General features: G+C 41.7%; 17 protein-coding genes. 15 read left to right on the top strand and 2 right to left on the bottom strand.

From position 1 onward, the window contains the following. Window positions 1-40: 40 nt before the first annotated feature. Window positions 41-685 carry a DNA-3-methyladenine glycosylase family protein gene (locus FHK89_RS07160; protein WP_230658571.1) on the top strand — a complete coding sequence of 215 codons (645 nt, stop codon included), beginning with the start codon at window positions 41-43 and terminating at the stop codon, window positions 683-685. Window positions 686-722: 37 nt separating this feature from the next. Here the strand turns inward: FHK89_RS07160 and FHK89_RS07155 are convergent, their stop codons facing one another. After that, a complete protein-coding gene (locus FHK89_RS07155) occupies window positions 723-1,631 on the bottom strand; it encodes a histone deacetylase family protein (RefSeq protein ID WP_230658567.1) in 909 nt (302 codons plus the stop codon). Window positions 1,632-1,699: 68 nt separating this feature from the next. Next, window positions 1,700-2,590, bottom strand: coding sequence for a 16S rRNA (cytidine(1402)-2'-O)-methyltransferase (gene rsmI / locus FHK89_RS07150; RefSeq protein ID WP_230658564.1), 891 nt, complete (start codon window positions 2,588-2,590; stop codon window positions 1,700-1,702). Between the two features lie 148 nt (window positions 2,591-2,738). Between rsmI and FHK89_RS07145 the strand changes: the two genes are divergently transcribed. The 14 genes from FHK89_RS07145 to FHK89_RS07080 all read left to right on the top strand — a co-directional run bounded on the left by FHK89_RS07145 (window position 2,739) and on the right by FHK89_RS07080 (window position 18,132). Then, on the top strand, window positions 2,739-3,134 hold the full coding sequence (locus FHK89_RS07145) for a YraN family protein (RefSeq protein ID WP_230658561.1): 396 nt from the start codon (window positions 2,739-2,741) through the stop codon (window positions 3,132-3,134). A gap of 151 nt (window positions 3,135-3,285) precedes the next feature. Next, window positions 3,286-4,284, top strand: a complete 999-nt coding sequence (locus FHK89_RS07140; RefSeq protein WP_230658558.1) for a BON domain-containing protein — start codon at window positions 3,286-3,288, stop codon at window positions 4,282-4,284. 140 nt (window positions 4,285-4,424) lie between these two features. Further along, complete coding sequence (locus tag FHK89_RS07135; RefSeq protein ID WP_329958696.1) at window positions 4,425-4,676, top strand: BolA family protein; 252 nt, start codon at window positions 4,425-4,427, stop codon at window positions 4,674-4,676. Between the two features lie 166 nt (window positions 4,677-4,842). Then, on the top strand, window positions 4,843-6,111 hold the full coding sequence (gene murA / locus FHK89_RS07130; protein WP_230658554.1) for a UDP-N-acetylglucosamine 1-carboxyvinyltransferase: 1,269 nt from the start codon (window positions 4,843-4,845) through the stop codon (window positions 6,109-6,111). A gap of 381 nt (window positions 6,112-6,492) precedes the next feature. Beyond that, a complete protein-coding gene (gene hisG, locus FHK89_RS07125; RefSeq protein ID WP_230658551.1) occupies window positions 6,493-7,185 on the top strand; it encodes an ATP phosphoribosyltransferase in 693 nt (230 codons plus the stop codon). Window positions 7,186-7,251: 66 nt separating this feature from the next. Beyond that, window positions 7,252-8,865, top strand: a complete 1,614-nt coding sequence (locus FHK89_RS07120) for an ATP-binding protein (RefSeq protein WP_230658548.1) — start codon at window positions 7,252-7,254, stop codon at window positions 8,863-8,865. 31 nt (window positions 8,866-8,896) lie between these two features. Further along, a complete protein-coding gene (locus FHK89_RS07115; protein WP_230658545.1) occupies window positions 8,897-9,862 on the top strand; it encodes a Hint domain-containing protein in 966 nt (321 codons plus the stop codon). A 47-nt stretch (window positions 9,863-9,909) separates the two neighbouring features. Beyond that, window positions 9,910-10,353: an NADAR family protein gene (locus tag FHK89_RS07110; RefSeq protein WP_230658542.1), complete on the top strand. Its 444-nt coding sequence runs from the start codon at window positions 9,910-9,912 to the stop codon at window positions 10,351-10,353. A 227-nt stretch (window positions 10,354-10,580) separates the two neighbouring features. Continuing rightward, window positions 10,581-11,885, top strand: coding sequence for a histidinol dehydrogenase (gene hisD / locus FHK89_RS07105; protein WP_230658539.1), 1,305 nt, complete (start codon window positions 10,581-10,583; stop codon window positions 11,883-11,885). A 339-nt stretch (window positions 11,886-12,224) separates the two neighbouring features. Beyond that, a complete protein-coding gene (gene hisC / locus FHK89_RS07100) occupies window positions 12,225-13,346 on the top strand; it encodes a histidinol-phosphate transaminase (RefSeq protein WP_230658536.1) in 1,122 nt (373 codons plus the stop codon). A gap of 137 nt (window positions 13,347-13,483) precedes the next feature. Continuing rightward, entirely contained in the window at window positions 13,484-15,001 is a 1,518-nt protein-coding gene (ppx, locus tag FHK89_RS07095; protein ID WP_230658534.1) for an exopolyphosphatase, read from the top strand. Between the two features lie 210 nt (window positions 15,002-15,211). Continuing rightward, complete coding sequence (locus FHK89_RS07090; protein WP_230658531.1) at window positions 15,212-16,015, top strand: acetyl-CoA carboxylase carboxyltransferase subunit alpha; 804 nt, start codon at window positions 15,212-15,214, stop codon at window positions 16,013-16,015. A gap of 247 nt (window positions 16,016-16,262) precedes the next feature. Continuing rightward, window positions 16,263-17,063 carry a nucleotidyltransferase domain-containing protein gene (locus FHK89_RS07085; protein ID WP_230658528.1) on the top strand — a complete coding sequence of 267 codons (801 nt, stop codon included), beginning with the start codon at window positions 16,263-16,265 and terminating at the stop codon, window positions 17,061-17,063. Beyond that, window positions 17,023-18,132, top strand: a complete 1,110-nt coding sequence (locus FHK89_RS07080) for a DNA polymerase beta superfamily protein (RefSeq protein ID WP_230658525.1) — start codon at window positions 17,023-17,025, stop codon at window positions 18,130-18,132. The genes FHK89_RS07085 and FHK89_RS07080 overlap by 41 nt, the downstream gene beginning before the upstream one ends. Window positions 18,133-18,166: the final 34 nt, after the last annotated feature.

Genomic DNA, 18,166 nt, shown 5'->3' with positions numbered 1-18,166 from the left:
CCTTTTTACCTGTCTTATGCGTTAAGAACCTGAGAATTTTATGCCAACATCTGCACCCATTACCACCATTGATACGCCTAAAGAGCTTGCCGAGCATATTGACCAGCTTATTAGCATAGAGCCACGTTTTGCCGACGTCTATGCCCAAGTGGGTGTGCCTGATTTGCGTCGTAAATCACAAGGATTTGAGTCATTATTACGAGCGATGGTGGGGCAACAGCTTTCAGTAGCTGCCGCCGCTAGCATCTGGAAGCGGCTAGAAGAAGCAGAATTAATTCAGCCTGAGAATATCAAATCTGCTGAGGATGATTTATTACGGGCACAAGGATTATCGAAACGAAAAATCCGTTATGTACGCTCATTGGTTGAGCATAATATTGATTTTGCAAAATTGGCAAGCCTGCCCGATGATGAAGTGATAGACACTTTAACGGCAGTGACAGGCATCGGACGCTGGACGGCAGAGATGTATTTGTTATTTTCGCTTGGGCGAGCCGATGTGTTGGCAGTCGATGATTTGGCAATCAAAGTGGGGGCAATGGTACTCTTTGAGCTAGACTCCCGACCCACCTCCAAGCAGTTATACGAATTGTCGCAGCCGTGGTCACCACATCGCAGTACTGCCAGCCTATTATTATGGGCATATTATGGTTGGTTAAAAGACAGACAAGGTTTGCCTGTTTAGCAAACTAAGTTATTAATCAGAAAAAGATAAGCAAAAATTAATCCGCAAAAAATATTTTTTGTGCCAAGCGAAAAGTATTGCAATGCGCTTCAACCACATCTTCAATGTTTTCTGAATAACCACCACCCATCACCACTGCAATGGGAATTTGATGAGCATGGGCTTGACGTAATACAAACTCATCACGAGCATAGCAGCCCTCACGGCTCAGTGCTAATTTGCCTAATTTATCGGTTGCCAACACATCAACGGCCGATTGATAAAACATCATATCAGGATTGACCTGTTCAATCAGCCGCGGTAGGGTATCGTGCAAAATTGCCAAATACTGCGCATCGCCAGTGTCATTGTCTAGCTCAATATCCAAATCTGATTGCTGCTTACGAAACGGATAATTTTTTGCCCCATGCATACTAAAAACAAACACTCTATCTTCATGTTGCATAATACTGGCATTGCCATTGCCTTGATGCACATCCAAATCCACTATCAAAATTTTTTGAGCCTGTCCTCGTGCCAATAATAAATTGCTGGCAATACACACATCATTAAACACACAAAACCCCTCACCGTGGTCGGCAAAAGCATGGTGCGTGCCCCCTGCCACATTCATTGCAATACCGTACTCTTTGGCAAATAGCGCACATTCATAAGTGGCATGGGCAATATAACGACCCCGCTCTACTAATTGTGGTGTCATCTCAAAGCCGATGGGGCGTGCCTCTTTGGGCGTTAAGGTTTGGGTTTTCAGTTTGTGCCAATAATCGTTGGTGTGAGTGGTTAATATCTCATCTTCGCTTAATTTATTCGGGGCAAAAAAATTCTCACGGCTGATGGTGCCTTCAGCCAGCAAGCGTTCAGGAATAAGGGTATATTTTTGCATCGGAAAGCGGTGCTTTTTGGGTACTTGATAGGCAAAAATATCAGAATAGGCAATTTTTAACATAGGGCATTGTTTATAAAAAATAGAAAGTTTATAAAAAACAGATGACTTGTCGCTTAGGTGTTTGTTGCTTAGCTATCTTGTTGTTGTAACTGTAAAAGCCGTTGATAAAGGGCATTTTTTTTCACCCCTGTGATATCAGATGCCAACGCAGCCGCTTTTTTCACGGACAAATCTTCTAGTAAACGCAGTAATAATTTATCGTGTTGCACAGATTCATCCAATTGCTTTTGTGCGCTATGACCTGCCACCACCAACACAATCTCCCCTTTTTGCTGATTGCTGTCTTGTTTGACAAATTCAATCAGTTCACCGATGCTACTTTTAACCACCGTCTCAAAAGTTTTGGTTAGCTCACGGCAATAAGTAATAGAACGCTTGTGTCCAAAGACAGTTGCCATATCTTCTAAACTGGCAATAATACGGTGCGGGGCTTCATAAAATATCAATGTTTCACTACGCTCGTGATATGTCTGTAACAGTTTTTGTCTACCATGTGTTTTGGCAGGTAAAAAGCCGACAAAGGTAAATTTGTCTGACGGCAAGCCTGCCACTGACAAGGCAGTAATTACCGCAGACACACCAGCCACAGGCACGACTTTCACTCTAGCCTCGTGTGCAGCTTGTACCAGTTGAAAGCCTGGATCGCTGATTAGCGGTGTGCCCGCATCGCTAATTAATGCCACAGCATAGCCACTTTGGATGCGCTCAATGAGTTTGGGGGTTTGTACCTCGCTATTATGTTCATGGTATGCCCATGTCGGGGTATCAATGTTAAAGTGGTTTAGCAGTTTGCCGGAAGTACGGGTATCTTCGCAGGCAATGATATCAACTGCTTTTAGGGTTGCAATCGCACGCGGGGTCATGTCATCCAAATTGCCAATGGGGGTAGCAACGACATATAAAGCAGCGGGTAGTTTTTTTGCGGGGTCAATATCAATAGGGGAGGGGTTAGATGACATAAATACCTCAATACCTCAATATCTTAAAATGGGGTCAACAAAAATTAACGACAGCAGCAAATCGCTTAGAACCTCGCTAGTGTATCATGTTGTGCTAATATAAGCGTTTTAGGTTTTTATCAATTCATCTATTCATGATAGCAAGTGTATGCAAAAAAAGCCCCTATCCTTAACCTCACCCACTCAGCGTCAAGGTGGATACTTTGAACAGATGGCATCACAATATCTACAAGACCAAGGATTGATACTGATTGCTCAAAACTGGCAGCAGCCCAAAGTTGGCGAGCTGGACTTGGTGATGTTACAGCACGGTATGGCTTGGGATACGTTGATATTTGTGGAAGTACGTCAACGTAAATCTTCAGCATTTGCTGATGCCTTGATGAGTGTGACTGCGGCTAAGCAGCGTAAAATTATTAAAGCTGCCCGCTATTTTTTGCAGCAGCATCCTGAGTATGACCAGTGTGAATGTCGTTTTGATGTATTGGCTTATGAGAATAGCAGTTTGCTACCAGAATGGGTACAGAGCGCATTTATGACATGATTTGTATCAGATGAGTGATGAGGCTTAATTGGTGGTAGAGTGAAACTAAAACAAATAGAACAAATAGATAGAAGTAACAATTGCAGCATCATAGTCGGTAGTCGTAGATTAAATATACATAAAGTTAACTTATGACAAAATAGAGGTCACGATGAATAAAAGGCAACAACAATGTCAGTCAGTAGACAATCGTAGTCACTACGATGTTCGCCATGTCAGTAGTCTTCATCGATGGTATCAACGCCATCAGCCGCAATCCTATCACTCAAAAGCTCATCAATATAAAGCATGTGCAGCACTGATGCTATTATTGAGTGGCAGCTTATCTTTGTTTGGCTGCGCAACTTCTCCTGCGGCAACAAGCACCCAAATATCAGGTGGTATCGGCGTGCCAACGACAGAGCGTACTTTGGCACAGCGGTTACTAGATGAAAGCATTGAGCATACTGCTCGGGTCAATATTTATGCAATAGATAAAACATTGAGAAGTAACAGTCGCATAAGTATCGATAGTTTTTATAGTGAAGTCTTATTGACAGGTGAAGTACCTGATGCCAGTATTAAAGAAGAGATTACTAAGATTGTTCAATCCATGCCCGATGTTAAGTATCTGTATAATCGCCTAAATATTTCCCGTCCTAAGGGCAGCAGCTATACATTACATGATGGTTATATTACCTCGAAGCTGACAGCAAAAATTATTACGAATAAAAAAATGCATAGCTCACCGCTTAAAGTCGTGACCGATGATGGGGTTGTTTATGTGTTAGGTAGGTTAACACCAAGTGAACAAGGGCGATTAATTGATATTGTCAATGACACAGTGGGTATCAAAGAGCTGGTACTGTTAACCACGTTGGTTGATGATAATGGTAACATATTGACTCAAGATGAAATTATGCAAGAATCTGGTCTACAGCCACCCACTTTTGATGCAACCCGGCCCACCTATCCAGTCATTAATAACTCTGTCGTTAATCCTGTCGCTAATAATAGCCCTGTCGCAGGTAGTAGCATAACGAATAATCCGAGCACCATGACTGTGGATTCTGATAATAATCAGAATAACAACCGTAATAATGGTAATAGCAATCTCTCAGATAATCCTAGTCCTTATATTGACTTATATAAAAATCAGACGTCACCATGATGAATGTGCAACAGACCCTAAACCCAAGGTGACTGAATCATAGCTGATGCTGATGTGCTATATAGTTGTCCGTAAACTCTTGTTATAATCATCCTTGCATTATTATTTTTTATTTATTTTTAACATCACAGGTAATCCCCATGAGTATGAACGCTGACGATTTAATTGATTTTTTACAGCCCCATTTTCCAGACGCTTTTATTCAAGCTGCCAATCAAGGTAATAAATTTGATGTGCGCGTGGTAGATGCAAGCTTTGAAGGCAAACGCAGTGTACAGCGTCAGCAGTCTATCTATGCATTGGTCAATGGCTTTATTGCTAGTGGCGATATTCATGCCATGAATATTCAAGCATTGACACCAGAAGAGTGGGAAGCACAGCAAGCCAGATAAGCTCAATAAGCTAATACATGTTTATTTAAAGATTATTATGGATATCCCAATCTCAATGTCATCTATTTAAATAATAGATGTCTCTCCCTAATGTTGTAAATAATATTGTAACAAATTTTATTTTAATTCTCTTTTTAATTAATTTTGCTATTTTGGACTAGTTATCATGGATCAATTTTTAATCAAAGGCAGCAGTCGTATTGCAGGTGAAGTCACCATTTCTGGCGCAAAAAATGCTGCGCTTCCTTTACTCGCGGCTATGATTTTAGCCAAGACTCCGTCTACCCTACATAATGTACCTTTATTACAAGATGTGCGTACTTTGATTAAATTGATTGCAGGTATGGGTATTGTGATCAAAAAAGATCAAAGTACCGTTATTTGTGATACTAAAACCATTGATAATTTTTATGCCCCTTATGATTTGGTCAAAACCATGCGTGCCTCTATTTTGGTATTAGGTCCACTGCTAGCTCGATTTGGTGAAGCAGAGGTATCCTTACCTGGTGGCTGTGCCATTGGCTCTCGCCCTGTTGACCAACACCTCAAAGCCTTTGAAGCGATGGGAGCAATTATCAAAGTAGAAAATGGCTACGTTAAAGCCCAAGCCCCCAAAGGAGGGCGTTTAATTGGCTGTGACTATAGCTTTGATATGGTCACCGTTGGCGGCACAGAAAACGTCATCATGGCAGCAGCGTTGGCAAAAGGAACGACTCGACTAGAAAACTGTGCACGTGAGCCTGAAGTGGTCGATTTAGCCAATATGCTGGTGGCAATGGGGGCGAAAATCAGTGGTATTGGTACAGCAAATATGACCATTGAAGGGGTTGATGAGCTATATGGCTGTGAGTATTCTGTTGTTGCAGACCGCATCGAGACAGGATCTTATCTGGCAGGGGCATTGATGACACAAGGTGATGTGTTAACCAAAAGTACCTCACCATTACTACTACGCCCAGTGCTTAAAAAGTTTGAAGCCATGGGGGCTACTATTAGCAGTGGTGATGATTGGATTCGAGCGCAAATCAATAAACGCCCACAACCTGTAGATATTCGTACCCAACCGCACCCAGGTTTTCCCACGGATATGCAAGCGCAATTGATGGCGATTTGTTGTCTTGCTGATGGCACCAGTACCATTATTGAAAATATCTTTGAAAACCGTTTTATGCATGTGCCTGAGCTAAAACGTTTGGGTGCAAATATCAAAGTAGATGGACATACTGCCATTGTTAAAGGTGTGGAGAAGTTTACAGCCGCACCAGTCATGGCAACAGACCTACGCGCTTCAATGTCATTGGTGATGGCGGCGGCAGCGGCAGAAGGTGAAAGCTTAATTGATCGTATCTATCATATTGATCGTGGTTATGAAGATGTCGAAAACAAATTACGGGCATTGGGTGTGCATATTGAGCGTATTAACCCTAAAAAATAGCCTGCAATAAAGTGGTATATCTCTTTAATTATTGGATGGTGTTTCAAAAAGTATGCTGTGGATATTTTTAATAAATTACTATAGCCTTAGCCCTCCCCCTAACCCCCTCCTTGTAGGAATTTCTATTTAAAGAAATTCCCTTGCGAGACTAAAATTGCAGTGCAATTTTTTAACGCCTCTCAGGGAGGGGGAACAGTTCCCTCCACCTGAGGAGGGAGACAGCGAAACACTGTTTCGCCCCGACGCAAGATAAGAGCTATGCTCGCGTAGTGGAGGGTTAGGGAGGGGGGTAGCATACTTTTTAGAACACCATCAATTATTGATATAAAAAATTATTGATATAACAAAAGATAAGTAACTAATATAAAAAGATGAGTAGCTATGACATCACAAAATGAGCAATCAACAGTAACAAGTAACGAACTGCTTAATAAAGCAGATAATAACTTTAATGGCTTAACCCTTGCGTTATCTAAAGGGCGTATTTTAACAGAAACCATGCCCTTATTATCAGCGGCTGGGATTGAGTTACTCGAAGATCCTGATAAGTCGCGAAAATTGATTTTTCCTACTAGCAATGACAATGTACGAGTACTGATATTACGTGCTAGTGATGTACCCACCTATGTGGAGCATGGGGCGGCTGACTTTGGCGTGGCAGGAAAAGATGTGTTGCTAGAGCATGGCGCAAGTCATGTCTATGAGCTGCTCGATTTGCAGATTGCCCAATGTAAGCTGATGACCGCAGGAATAAAAGGCGCGACATTGCCAAAGCGTCGTTTGCGTGTTGCTACCAAATATGTCAATGTTGCCCGTGCCTATTTTGCCAGTCAAGGTCAGCAAGTTGATGTTATTAAACTATATGGCTCAATGGAGCTTGCACCTTTGGTTGGTTTGGGTGATTTGATTGTCGATGTGGTCGATACAGGTAACACTTTACGAGCCAACGGGCTTGAGCCATTAGAGCATATTTGTGATGTGTCCTCACGTTTAATCGTCAATCAGGTGAGTTATAAACGTAAATTTGCCTTACTTGAGCCGATATTAGAGAGTTTTAAGCAGAGTGTGGGTTAGCGTGTAGTATGGATAGGTGATGGCATTGGTTCAATTGCTAACAATTAGGGTAAAAGAGGACATACCATGAGTGATAATAAACAGCCACACCTATCTACCAAATCTAAACCGTCCAAAAAACTGCCCATCGGTATCCAAACCTTTGCCACTCTACGCAATGACAACTTTTATTATGTCGATAAAACCAAACATATCTTACAACTGGTCGAATACCATTATATCTTTTTATCTCGCCCCAGACGTTTTGGTAAAAGTCTCACCCTAGACACCATTGCTGAATTATTTGCAGGTAATAAAGAGTTGTTCACAGGGTTGTATGCTGAAAATAATTGGGATTGGGATACCACTTATCCAGTGATACGGCTAGGTTTTGCTGAAGGCATTATGAGCGATAAACAAGCGCTTTATAGCGAAATTCATAGCCAGCTATCCATCAATGAACAAAAATATGCTATTGCTAATACAGTTACGAATACAACGGAAAAAGACGTATCCATATCGAACCGATTTCGTCAGCTTATTCGCACACTTTATGAAAAATACCAACAAAAAGTCGTCATCTTAATCGATGAATACGACAAACCCATCTTAGACAATCTAACCAAACCAGACATTGCCCTAATCATGCGAGACGGTCTGCGAGATTTGTATTCAGTCATCAAAGGACAAGACGCTCATATCCGCTTTGCTATGCTCACAGGGGTGTCTAAATTTAGCAAAGTGAATTTGTTTTCGGGGTTAAATAATCTATTAGATATTACCATTGATGAAAAGTTTTCGGCATTGTGTGGTTATACCCAAAATGAGCTAGAAACCATTTTTGCCCCAGAGTTAGAAACGGTTAGTGATGAGGATAAAGCAAAAATTAAAGTCTGGTATAACGGCTATAACTGGACAGGGGAATCGGTTTACAATCCGTTTGATATCTTGCTGTATCTGAATGCCAAAGTGTTCCGCCCCTATTGGTTTGAAACAGGTACACCAACCTTTTTGATTGATAAAATGATGGAAGAAGGCATTAGTAGCTATGAGCCAACGCAACAGCTTGCTGATGACCAGCTATTATCGAGCTTTGATGTGGGTGATATATCCCCGATTGCCTTAATGTTTCAAACAGGCTATCTCACCATCAAAGCCACCAAAATATTGGTTGATAGCCCTTATTATCAGCTCAATTATCCCAATAAAGAAATCCGCCAAAGCCTCAACCAAACGCTACTGATGCGTTATCTACCTAATAATAATTATAAATCACAGCAAGTTCGCCTTGTGCCGTTACTGATAGCAAATGACTTTGACGCTATTCACGAGCTGATTAACGCCTTTTTTAGCTCCATTCCGCATGATTGGCATAGAAATAACAATATAGCTCACTTTGAGGGATATTGGGCAAGTGTGTTTTATGCTTACTTTGCCAGTCTTGGTTTACAAGTATTAGTGGAAGACAGTACCAATCGTGGGCGTATGGATATGACGGTGGACTTTAATGAGTGTATTTATATTTTTGAATTTAAAGTGATAGAGCAAAGCAAAAAGCCCAATTCAGCCCTTGAGCAAATCAAAGATAAAGGCTATGCCGATAAATATCGTATGCAGGGCAAGGCTATTTATTTAATTGGGGTGGAGTTTAGCGAAAGCAGTCGAGAAGTAGCGGATTTTATGGTGGAAGAAGTGGTTTAATTAAATTGGATTATTTTAATAAGGATATGATATGAGCTTTGTCGCAGGAACGCTGGTGCATACGGATAAAGGCTTGGTGCCAATACAGGATATTAAAGTTGGTGACCTTGTGTTATCCAAGCCCGAGGACGGTAGTGGTGAGCCTGAATACAAACCTGTGCTAAGTACCTTGAAATCAACAAGCAAAAGAAAACTGTTTAAAGTTGAATACTTTAATGAAGCTGTACAACAAAGCGGTGAGAAAGGTCTAAACTACTTATTTTGTACCGGTGACCACCCCTTCTATGTGAGCAGAGAAGCAGTGACCGACGCTGCACAAGAGCTAAAAGGGAAATGGCTGTCTGCTGGGCGATTGCCACCGGGCTATCTCACCGCAGCTAATGGTGATGTCATCGCCCTTGATGACTACTCGTTTATGCCTGTGCGTACCCTGCCCAACTATCCAGAAGGCTGTGCCTATATCCAAAACGTGCAAGACAAAGACTTTTGGGAAGGTGATGGTGTCATTCAGTTTGTGCAATTTGCAGACACTGGCTATCAGTATGTGAGTCTGGCAGAGACGCCAGCACAGTTTAAACGCAAGATTAAAACATTAAACTGGCACACTTCTGATGCTAAGTTGCTGATTAACCAAAACAACCCATTTATGGTTGATCCAGAGCTATATAAAACATTGAATATTAGGTTAAGCCAAGATGAAGATCCTACATGTCATAGTGCTGATAGCTTTTTAGAAGCTGTTTCTCAACCGTTAATGCTAGATGGTAAAGTCATTCAAGAAAACAGCATTGCTGATATAAAGCAAGTTAATAGAGAAGTAGCTAACCTTAAAAAATACGGTGATGCCACAGGGTTAAGCGACACCAGCCTACATAAGCAAATGGAGGAATATTATGACGATTGCCCCAATCCTTTTAAGGATTATGTCTATAATTTAGAAGTCGCTGACCATCATACTTATTTTGTCGGGCAGGATGGGGTGTGGGTGCATGAGTAAAATCAATCAAGGAAGTAAGATGAGTTTTGTCGCAGGAATATAAATTGATGACAGATAAAATAGAGTTTTATTCTGAAACTGGTGATTATGGGGAATTTTCAAATTTTGCTAGATTTGCCATTCAATTAAAGGGTAAAACATGGGCAACCGTAGAACACTATTTTCAAGCCCAAAAATTTGCAGGGACAGCCTACGAAAGCCAAATCCAAAAGGCTACCTCACCAATGAAGGCGGCAGAAATGGGGCGTAGCCGAAAAATTAAAATGAGACGTAATTGGGATAATATCAAAGTTAATGTGATGTTAGAGGCTTTAAGGGCAAAGTTTAGCCAACACTCTGAATTAAAAGAATTATTATTAAGTACAGGTGATAAAATTTTAGTTGAGCATACCGAAAATGATAGTTATTGGGGCGATGGTGGTGATGGCTCAGGAAAAAATCGACTGGGTAAACTGTTAATGAAAGTTAGAGAGGAACTATCCACAGAATAACTGTCCCAATAAGAGTTATCAAATTGATAAGACTTTTTGACAGTGTTATTCCAGTAAAGCCCAATAAAATCCAGTTATCAATAATTTAAACCAGTGCGTTGCTATCAGTTTAACTCTGACGTGATACACTGGTTTTATAGATTAAATACTCAAATGATTGCCCTGTTTAGCAGTCAGTTAAGTTAACTAGAATTGTTATTAAAATTGCAATTGTACAAGGATACAACATGCGCACCCTAAACACCCAAGACCCCGAGTTTCAAAGCCAGCTTGATAACCTGCTCGCCTTTGAAACCGTCAATGACCCACAGCTACTAGCTACCGTTGATGATATCATCAACCAAGTGCGCCAGCATGGGGATAAAACCGTATTAGAGCTAACACAAAAGTTTGATAAACACCCAGCGACCACAATGGCAGAGCTTGAACTTAGACAAACCGAGCTAAAGCAAGCCTTTGACGAATTGGCTGATGATATCAAAGACGCACTCAAACTGGCAGCAAGCCGAGTCAAAAGTTTCCATCAAAAGCAAAAACAAGAATCATGGCAATATACTGATGAGCTAGGCAATCGCTTGGGGCAAAAAGTCACACCACTAGACAGAGTCGGTATTTATGTTCCCGGTGGGCTTGCCTCGTATCCGTCATCAGTATTGATGAATGCCATACCTGCCAAAGTCGCAGGGGTGCAAGAGGTGGTTATGGTTGTACCTGCCCCCAATGGTGACTTAAATCCATTGGTATTGGCAGCGGCACATTTGGCAGAAGTGGATAGAGTGTTTACCATTGGTGGGGCGCAAGCGGTGGCGGCATTAGCTTATGGTACAGACAGCATTCCACAAGTGGATAAAATTACAGGACCGGGCAACAAATATGTAGCAGCCGCCAAACGAGCCGTATTTGGGCAAGTGGGCATTGATATGATTGCCGGGCCTTCTGAAGTGTTGGTATATGCCGAAGGTCAAGAGAATGACAGAGCTGATTGGCTGGCGATGGATTTATTATCGCAAGCTGAGCATGATACGGTTGCGCAAGCGATATTTGTCACCACCAGTCAGAGCTTGCTTGATGAGGTTGCCAAAGAGATTGATAAAGCGTTGGAAATTTTACCCAAAGCGGATATTGCAGGCGAGTCGATTCGCAATCGTGGCGCATTAATTCTGGTTAAAGATAGAGCAGAGGGCTTGGCGATGATTAACCGTATTGCCCCTGAGCATTTGGAGTTATCTGTGGATAATCCTGATGAACTGGTTGGAGATATTCGTCATGCAGGGGCAATATTTATGGGTCGTCATACCCCAGAGGCGATTGGTGATTATTGTGCAGGGCCAAACCACGTATTGCCAACTTCTGGTACCGCCCGTTTTTCCTCACCGCTTGGCGTGTATGACTTTCAGAAAAAATCCTCACTGATTTATTGTAGTGAGTCAGGCAGCAAACCATTGGCACAAACGGCAGACACTTTAGCTCAGCAAGAAGACTTAGACGCACATGCCCGCTCAGCACGCTATCGTTATCAGAGCAAACTTTAATCGCCATATAGCCTGCTGACGATAAATTCACCATGGTGTTAGTGACGGTCACTTGCCTTATGGTGTGATGATATTAGATTGACCATCATATATATCAGTCTTTGGGCGACGATGGCTGTCGTATAATATACGATAGCCATATATTTTTATTTGCTTTATATCGCCAGTATATTTTTAGCGTGTTAAAATCGATGCAATAAATTTATATTAATATCTAAATATAAATTAGATAGTGCACGTTTAGGTGGTTATGGAACTGGTATTTATTATGATAATACTGGTGATGTTAGTAAACTGTGCAGCCAAAATATAATTGATGATAAATGAATTGAGCAAACTATGAGTGAGCAAAAAATCGATAATCGACTGTGGTCAAGTAAAGCCCGCAATCTGTCACCTTATGTGCCAGGAGAGCAACCCAAGCACCCCAATTTATGTAAACTAAATACCAACGAAAATCCGTTTCCACCCTCGCCAAAAGTACAACAAGCCATTATCACTGAATTGGGTAAACAGGCTGAATCACTACGTTTATACCCTGATCCTGAATCTGATTTACTCAAGCAAACTTTAGCAAGTACTTATGGCGTGCAGCCTGAGCAAGTGTTTGTTGGTAATGGTTCAGATGAGGTTTTGGCATTTGTATTTTCCTGCTTTTTTATCAAAGAGCGTCCACTGCTTGCCCCTGATATTAGCTATAGTTTTTATCCTGTGTATGCTGAAACTTTTGGCGTTGATTTAATTAGAATTCCATTACGAGAAGATTTTAGTATAGATACAGATGATTATCGTCAGCCTTGTGGTGGTATTATCATTGCCAACCCTAATGCACCGACAGGTAAGATATTGCCACTTGATGCTGTTGCTAAATTGGCAAGTGAACACCCCAATGCAGTGGTTGTTATCGATGAAGCTTATATAGATTTTGCTAATGGTCAACTGAGCAACTGGCAGTCAGCCTCTGCGGTGAGCTTGATTAATGAATTTGATAATATTGTGGTGACCCAAACTTTTTCAAAATCACGCTCCTTAGCAGGTCTACGTGTGGGTATGGCATTTGCCAATGCTTCATTAATTGAAGCGTTGACCCGAATGAAAAACAGTTTTAATAGCTTTCCACTTGATAGGTTGGCACAAGTTGGAGCAATTGCCAGTTTACAAGATCACGAGTATTTTGTATCGACCTGTCAAAAAATTATCTCTTTGCGTGAGCAGTTGAGTCGTTACTTAATTCAACTAGGTTTTGAGGTATTGCCTTCACAAGCCAACTTTATCTTTGCGCGTCCACCAAGTAATATTGCTGATGGTCGAGCTGCCGATGTGGCTGAAAAGCTACGTGAACAGGGCATCATTGTGCGTTATTTTAATAAGCCACGTATTAGTGATTATTTGCGTATTACTGTAGGTACAGTTGAGCAGAATCAACGCTTATTAGTGGCGTTAAAGCAAATGCAGGGATAAAAGTGTCATCTTGCCACCACTGGTTAGAAATGATTTAATGACCCAATTGAATAAGATGGCTTACTATCTTCTAAACTCAATAGCCACTAAACAACTTAGCCACTTTGAATTTATCTGACGTGAGTAATGAATTTCTTATGCCCACCAATTTTTTAGCAAATAACGAACTGATGGCAGCCATTGATATTGGCTCAAATAGCTTTCATTTAGCAATCGCTCGACTCGATCATGGCGAAGTGCGTAAAGTTGCTTCCATGTCAGAAAAAGTTCAGCTTGCGGCAGGATTAGATGAAGATAACTTTCTTAGTGAAGCGGCACAACAGCGAGGGCTGGATTGTCTGACACGTTTTGTTGGCAGGCTTGAGTCTGTGACTCCCGAACGCTTACGTATTGTTGCTACCAATGCGCTGCGACAAGCCAAAAATGCCGATGAATTTATCAAACGTGCCAATGCCATCTTACCCAAACCCATTGAGATTATTGCTGGGCGTGAAGAAGCTCGGTTGATTTATTTGGGGGTGTCACACACCAATGCCAGTAGTGACAAACGCTTAGTGATTGATATCGGTGGTGGTTCAACCGAATTTATTATTGGGCAAGAGTTTGAACCCATATTGACAGAAAGCCTACAAATGGGCTGTGTGGCATTTACCAAAGGCTTTTTTGAAGATGGCATTATCACAGAAAAGGCATTTGATAAAGCCATTGCTGCGGCTCGTAAAGAGATTTTAGCAATCAGTGGACAGTATCAAAAAACAGGCTGGAGCAGTGTTATTGGCTCAAGTGGTACGATAAAAGCAGCACGCAATGTACTGGTGTCCAAAGGTTGGGCAGATGAGCAAGAATGTATTACTTATCAGGGTATCAAAAATTTAGAAAAACTATTGGTAAAAATTGGTCATGTTGATGACATAGAGTTAGAAGGGGTCAAAGAGCATCGTAAAGCGGTCTTTCCTGCTGGTATAGCGGTATTGCGTGCCATTATGAAAGTGCTTGGTATTGATAGCATTGCGTTTTCTGATGGGGCATTACGTGAAGGTGTGATGTATGACATGCTGGGTCGCTTTGCCAGTGAAGATGTGCGTGACCGCAGTGTGCAGGCATTGATAAAGCGTTATTCGGTGGATAAAAAGCAAGCCAAACGAGTGGTGAATAGTTGCCAAACTTTATTTGAGCAAGTACAGCATCGTTTGGGGCTTAATGGTGAAGATGCTGATTTGTTGCGTCGTGCGGCATTTTTGCATGAAATCGGGCTTGCCATTAGCCACAGTGGTTATCATCGCCACAGTGCTTATTTGCTAGAGCACTCTGATGTTCCCGGTTTTTCTCAGGTTGACCAATTGCGTCTATCGCAGTTGGTTTTAAATCATCGCCGCAAACTCAAATCCGACACTTATGAGCAAACCAAGATGATTGGTGGTGATAGCTTAGTGTATTTATGTCTATTATTACGCTTATCTGTATTGGCGCATCATAGTCGTAGTGACTTTGAGCGTCCTGTGCTGAACTTAAGTATCATTGACAAGCATCATTGGCAAATTAGCCTTGATGCAGATAGTGAGGACTATCCTTTGCTATTATCAGACCTTGATGATGAAATTGAGCAATTTGCTAAATGGCACATACAGCTTGATGTGGTCGCAGCAGAATCGTGATAAGGTGTATTTTTGTTGTTCGTTAGATTTGTTGGTCGCCAGTATTTGTTGTTTGCCTAATATGGCAAAATATGTGATGATAACGTCAAAGTTTACAACTGTACACCTATGCTATAAGTGATGGTTGTGGCGTGGTTATTGGTTTTAATTATTTATAAACATTATTATTGATAAGTCATCAAGAGTAAACATAGAGACTGGAATTCGACTATGAGCGCAGTGTGGGAAAGTGTACAACTGGCACGGCATGCCAAACGTCCGTTATTTATGGACTATGCCAATGAATTATTTACCGAGTTTGATGAATTGCATGGCGATAGAGCCTTTGCTGATGACCGTGCGATTTTAGGTGGCTTGGCACGTCTCAATGGTGAGCCTGTGCTTATCGTTGGTCAGCATCGTGGTCGCAGTACCCGTGAGCGTATTGCACATAATTTTGGTATGGCAAATCCTGAGGGTTATCGCAAAATCATTCGCTTGGTTAAATTAGCCGAGCGTTTTTCTTTGCCCGTGTTTACCTTTATTGATACCCAAGGCGCATATCCCGGTGTGGGTGCTGAGGAGCGTGGGCAAGCACAAGCGATTGCCGAGAGTATTGCGGTATTCTCTAGCCTAAAAACGCCAATTATCGCCACCATTATTGGTGAAGGTGGCTCAGGTGGGGCATTAGCAATTGGTGTCGGTGATAGAGTCAATATGCTAGAAAACAGTATTTATTCGGTGATTTCACCCGAAGGCTGTGCGTCTATTCTTTGGAAGACGGCAGAAAAAGCCAGTGACGCCAGTGAAGCATTAAAGCTCAATGCCAATAATTTGTATCAGATGGGGCTGATTGATGCGGTGATTGCCGAAGGCAAAGGCGCCCATGAAGAGCCGAAACCTGTGATGGCAGCGTTAAAAGCTTTATTATGTGAGCAGCTTGCTGAATTGCAAAAGTTAGATACCAACGAGCTGTTGCAACAGCGTTATGAGCGTCTCAAAGGTTTTGATTCAACGGTGGCGTTGGCATCTTAGTTATTATTAGAGCTGATAGTAGCTCTTATCTTTTATAAAAGTGGCAAGGCTATTTTAGCGTTGCCACTTTTTTTTGTCTGGGTGTTTTGTGCGCGTGTTTTTGTGCGAGTTTGCTTAAGTGTTGTCAGCAAAATGGTTGTCATTGGGCGATTTTGGCTAAAAGCTATACTTAGATGCTATAGTATGCGCTAATATTTATCGTCATAGTCATAGGTTATAGCAGACTAAAACAGGTATAAGGGACTAAATGCAACAAGATAAACAATTTGCCATCTCATCGACCATTGCTAACGTATGTGCGGATAAGCAACTGCACTGTCTGCACGCCATTGAAAGTGGTAGTCGTGTGTGTGGGTTTTTCTCACCTGATAGTGATTATGATGTGCGCTTGATTTATTACCATTCTGCTGAGTGGTATGTGTCTGTCTTTGATAATAAAGATACGTTTGAATTTATTAGTGATGATTTGTTTGGCATTCCTTTTGGCGTTCCTTTTGATATTGGCGGTTGGGAGCTGCGTAAAGCGTTGCGCCTGATATATAAATCCAATGCGGTCATATTTGAATGGCTAAATTCACCCATTATTTATCAAAGCCAAAGCAAAGCAGTGGCAAGGCTACGTGTATTAAGCCAAGATTATTTTAACCCCAATGCCGTGTTTTATCATTATCGTGGTATGGCAAAAACTGCCAATCAAAGCCTTGATTTATGGCAACCGATAAAATTTAAAAAGTTTTTTTATTTATTACGGGCATTGTTGGCGGCAACTTGGACAATCACCGAGCAGACACCGCCACCAGTACGTATGACAGATATGCTCGGACTACTGGCAAAAGATGAGCAGACGCAAATACTTGAGTTAATCGCTATTAAACGGCAAGTAGATGAACAATATCAGCATCAATTATCACCTGCCATGCAGCAGATGATTTGCCGCTTATGGCAGCAATGTGATGTTGCCAGTGATTTTTATATGGATTATCAGCACCCAAATAGTGAGCCTTTAGATGACTTTATGCGACACATTATCCTCAGTCCTGACCATTGATGCGCTCAAAGAGCAGCGGCTGATTTTGTTAGAATGCGTGTCAGGCAGTCATGCCTATGGATTAGCCACTGAGCAATCAGATGTGGATATAAAAGGGGTATTTTATCTGCCCCGCTCACGCTTTTTTGCCATGACGGGGGTGGCGCAAGATTATGTTGCCCAAGTCAATGATGCCAGTAATGACACCGTTTATTATGAGTTGGGGCGTTATGTGCAGTTATTGTTGGCGAATAATCCCAACATACTTGAGTTGTTGGCAACCCCCAGTGATTGTATCCGTTATCAACACCCGTTAATGAAACAGTTTTTACCGCAGTGGTTTATTAGTCAGCAGTGTCAACAAAGCTTTGCAGGCTTTGCGCAAAGTCAAATTAAAAAAGCACGGGGACTGAATAAAAAAATCGTCAATCCGATGGATAAAGCCAAAAAAAGTATTTTGGATTTTTGTGTGGTGCTGGATAAAAACCATAGTATTCCTGTACTCGACTGGTTGGCGCAGCAGCCATTTAGCCAACAACAGCTTGGACTGGTAGCAATGCCCAATGCCACCCAAATGTATGCAATATATGTGGATAGCACAGGGACGCATGATTTTGCAGGTTTGACGCAAAAGCCAGAGGCAACGAGTTTGAGTCTTAGCTCGATACCTAAGGGCATGACACCGATTGCTTATTTATCGTTTAATCAGCAAGGTTTTAGCAAATATTGCAGGGATTATAAAGAATATTGGCAGTGGGTAGCGCAACGTAATGACAGTCGCTATCAGGCAACGCTTGAACATGGTAAAAAGTATGATGCCAAAAATATGATGCACACCATACGCCTACTACAAATGGCGGTTGAAATTGCTGAAACGGGAAATATTAAAGTCAGGCGCGATAATCGCCAGCAGTTGTTGGCAATCAAATCAGGCAGTTATGATTATGATGCGCTTTTGGCAATGGCAGACACACTCAGTCAGCAGGCACAAGCCGCATTTGCTAATAGTCGTTTGCCCGAATATCCCAATCAAGCTGCTGCGATTGCTGCGCTGACAGCGGTACGTACGGCTTTATATACCTCGTCTTAAACCTGCATTATGTCTGTAGCATCGAGTCTAAAAT

Source organism: Psychrobacter sp. I-STPA10 (assembly GCF_021012795.1).
Taxonomy (GTDB): Bacteria; Pseudomonadota; Gammaproteobacteria; order Pseudomonadales; family Moraxellaceae; genus Psychrobacter.
Note: the sequence above shows the minus strand (reverse complement) of the source record. Positions and strands in the feature narration are given on the sequence as shown.

Bases quoted from the DNA above. Each gene is read 5' to 3' on its own strand.
- ppx (WP_230658534.1), top strand. From the start codon at position 13,484: ATGCCCACCAATTTTTTAGCAAATAACGAACTGATGGCAGCCATTGAT.
- FHK89_RS07160 (WP_230658571.1), top strand. From the start codon at position 41: ATGCCAACATCTGCACCCATTACCACCATTGATACGCCTAAAGAGCTT.
- FHK89_RS07120 (WP_230658548.1), top strand. From the start codon at position 7,252: ATGAGTGATAATAAACAGCCACACCTATCTACCAAATCTAAACCGTCC.
- hisD (WP_230658539.1), top strand. From the start codon at position 10,581: ATGCGCACCCTAAACACCCAAGACCCCGAGTTTCAAAGCCAGCTTGAT.
- FHK89_RS07155 (WP_230658567.1), bottom strand. From the start codon at position 1,631: ATGTTAAAAATTGCCTATTCTGATATTTTTGCCTATCAAGTACCCAAA.
- murA (WP_230658554.1), top strand. From the start codon at position 4,843: ATGGATCAATTTTTAATCAAAGGCAGCAGTCGTATTGCAGGTGAAGTC.
- FHK89_RS07135 (WP_329958696.1), top strand. From the start codon at position 4,425: ATGAGTATGAACGCTGACGATTTAATTGATTTTTTACAGCCCCATTTT.
- FHK89_RS07115 (WP_230658545.1), top strand. From the start codon at position 8,897: ATGAGCTTTGTCGCAGGAACGCTGGTGCATACGGATAAAGGCTTGGTG.
- FHK89_RS07140 (WP_230658558.1), top strand. From the start codon at position 3,286: ATGAATAAAAGGCAACAACAATGTCAGTCAGTAGACAATCGTAGTCAC.
- hisC (WP_230658536.1), top strand. From the start codon at position 12,225: ATGAGTGAGCAAAAAATCGATAATCGACTGTGGTCAAGTAAAGCCCGC.
- FHK89_RS07085 (WP_230658528.1), top strand. From the start codon at position 16,263: ATGCAACAAGATAAACAATTTGCCATCTCATCGACCATTGCTAACGTA.
- FHK89_RS07110 (WP_230658542.1), top strand. From the start codon at position 9,910: ATGACAGATAAAATAGAGTTTTATTCTGAAACTGGTGATTATGGGGAA.
- rsmI (WP_230658564.1), bottom strand. From the start codon at position 2,590: ATGTCATCTAACCCCTCCCCTATTGATATTGACCCCGCAAAAAAACTA.
- FHK89_RS07090 (WP_230658531.1), top strand. From the start codon at position 15,212: ATGAGCGCAGTGTGGGAAAGTGTACAACTGGCACGGCATGCCAAACGT.
- FHK89_RS07080 (WP_230658525.1), top strand. From the start codon at position 17,023: ATGACTTTATGCGACACATTATCCTCAGTCCTGACCATTGATGCGCTC.
- FHK89_RS07145 (WP_230658561.1), top strand. From the start codon at position 2,739: ATGCAAAAAAAGCCCCTATCCTTAACCTCACCCACTCAGCGTCAAGGT.
- hisG (WP_230658551.1), top strand. From the start codon at position 6,493: ATGACATCACAAAATGAGCAATCAACAGTAACAAGTAACGAACTGCTT.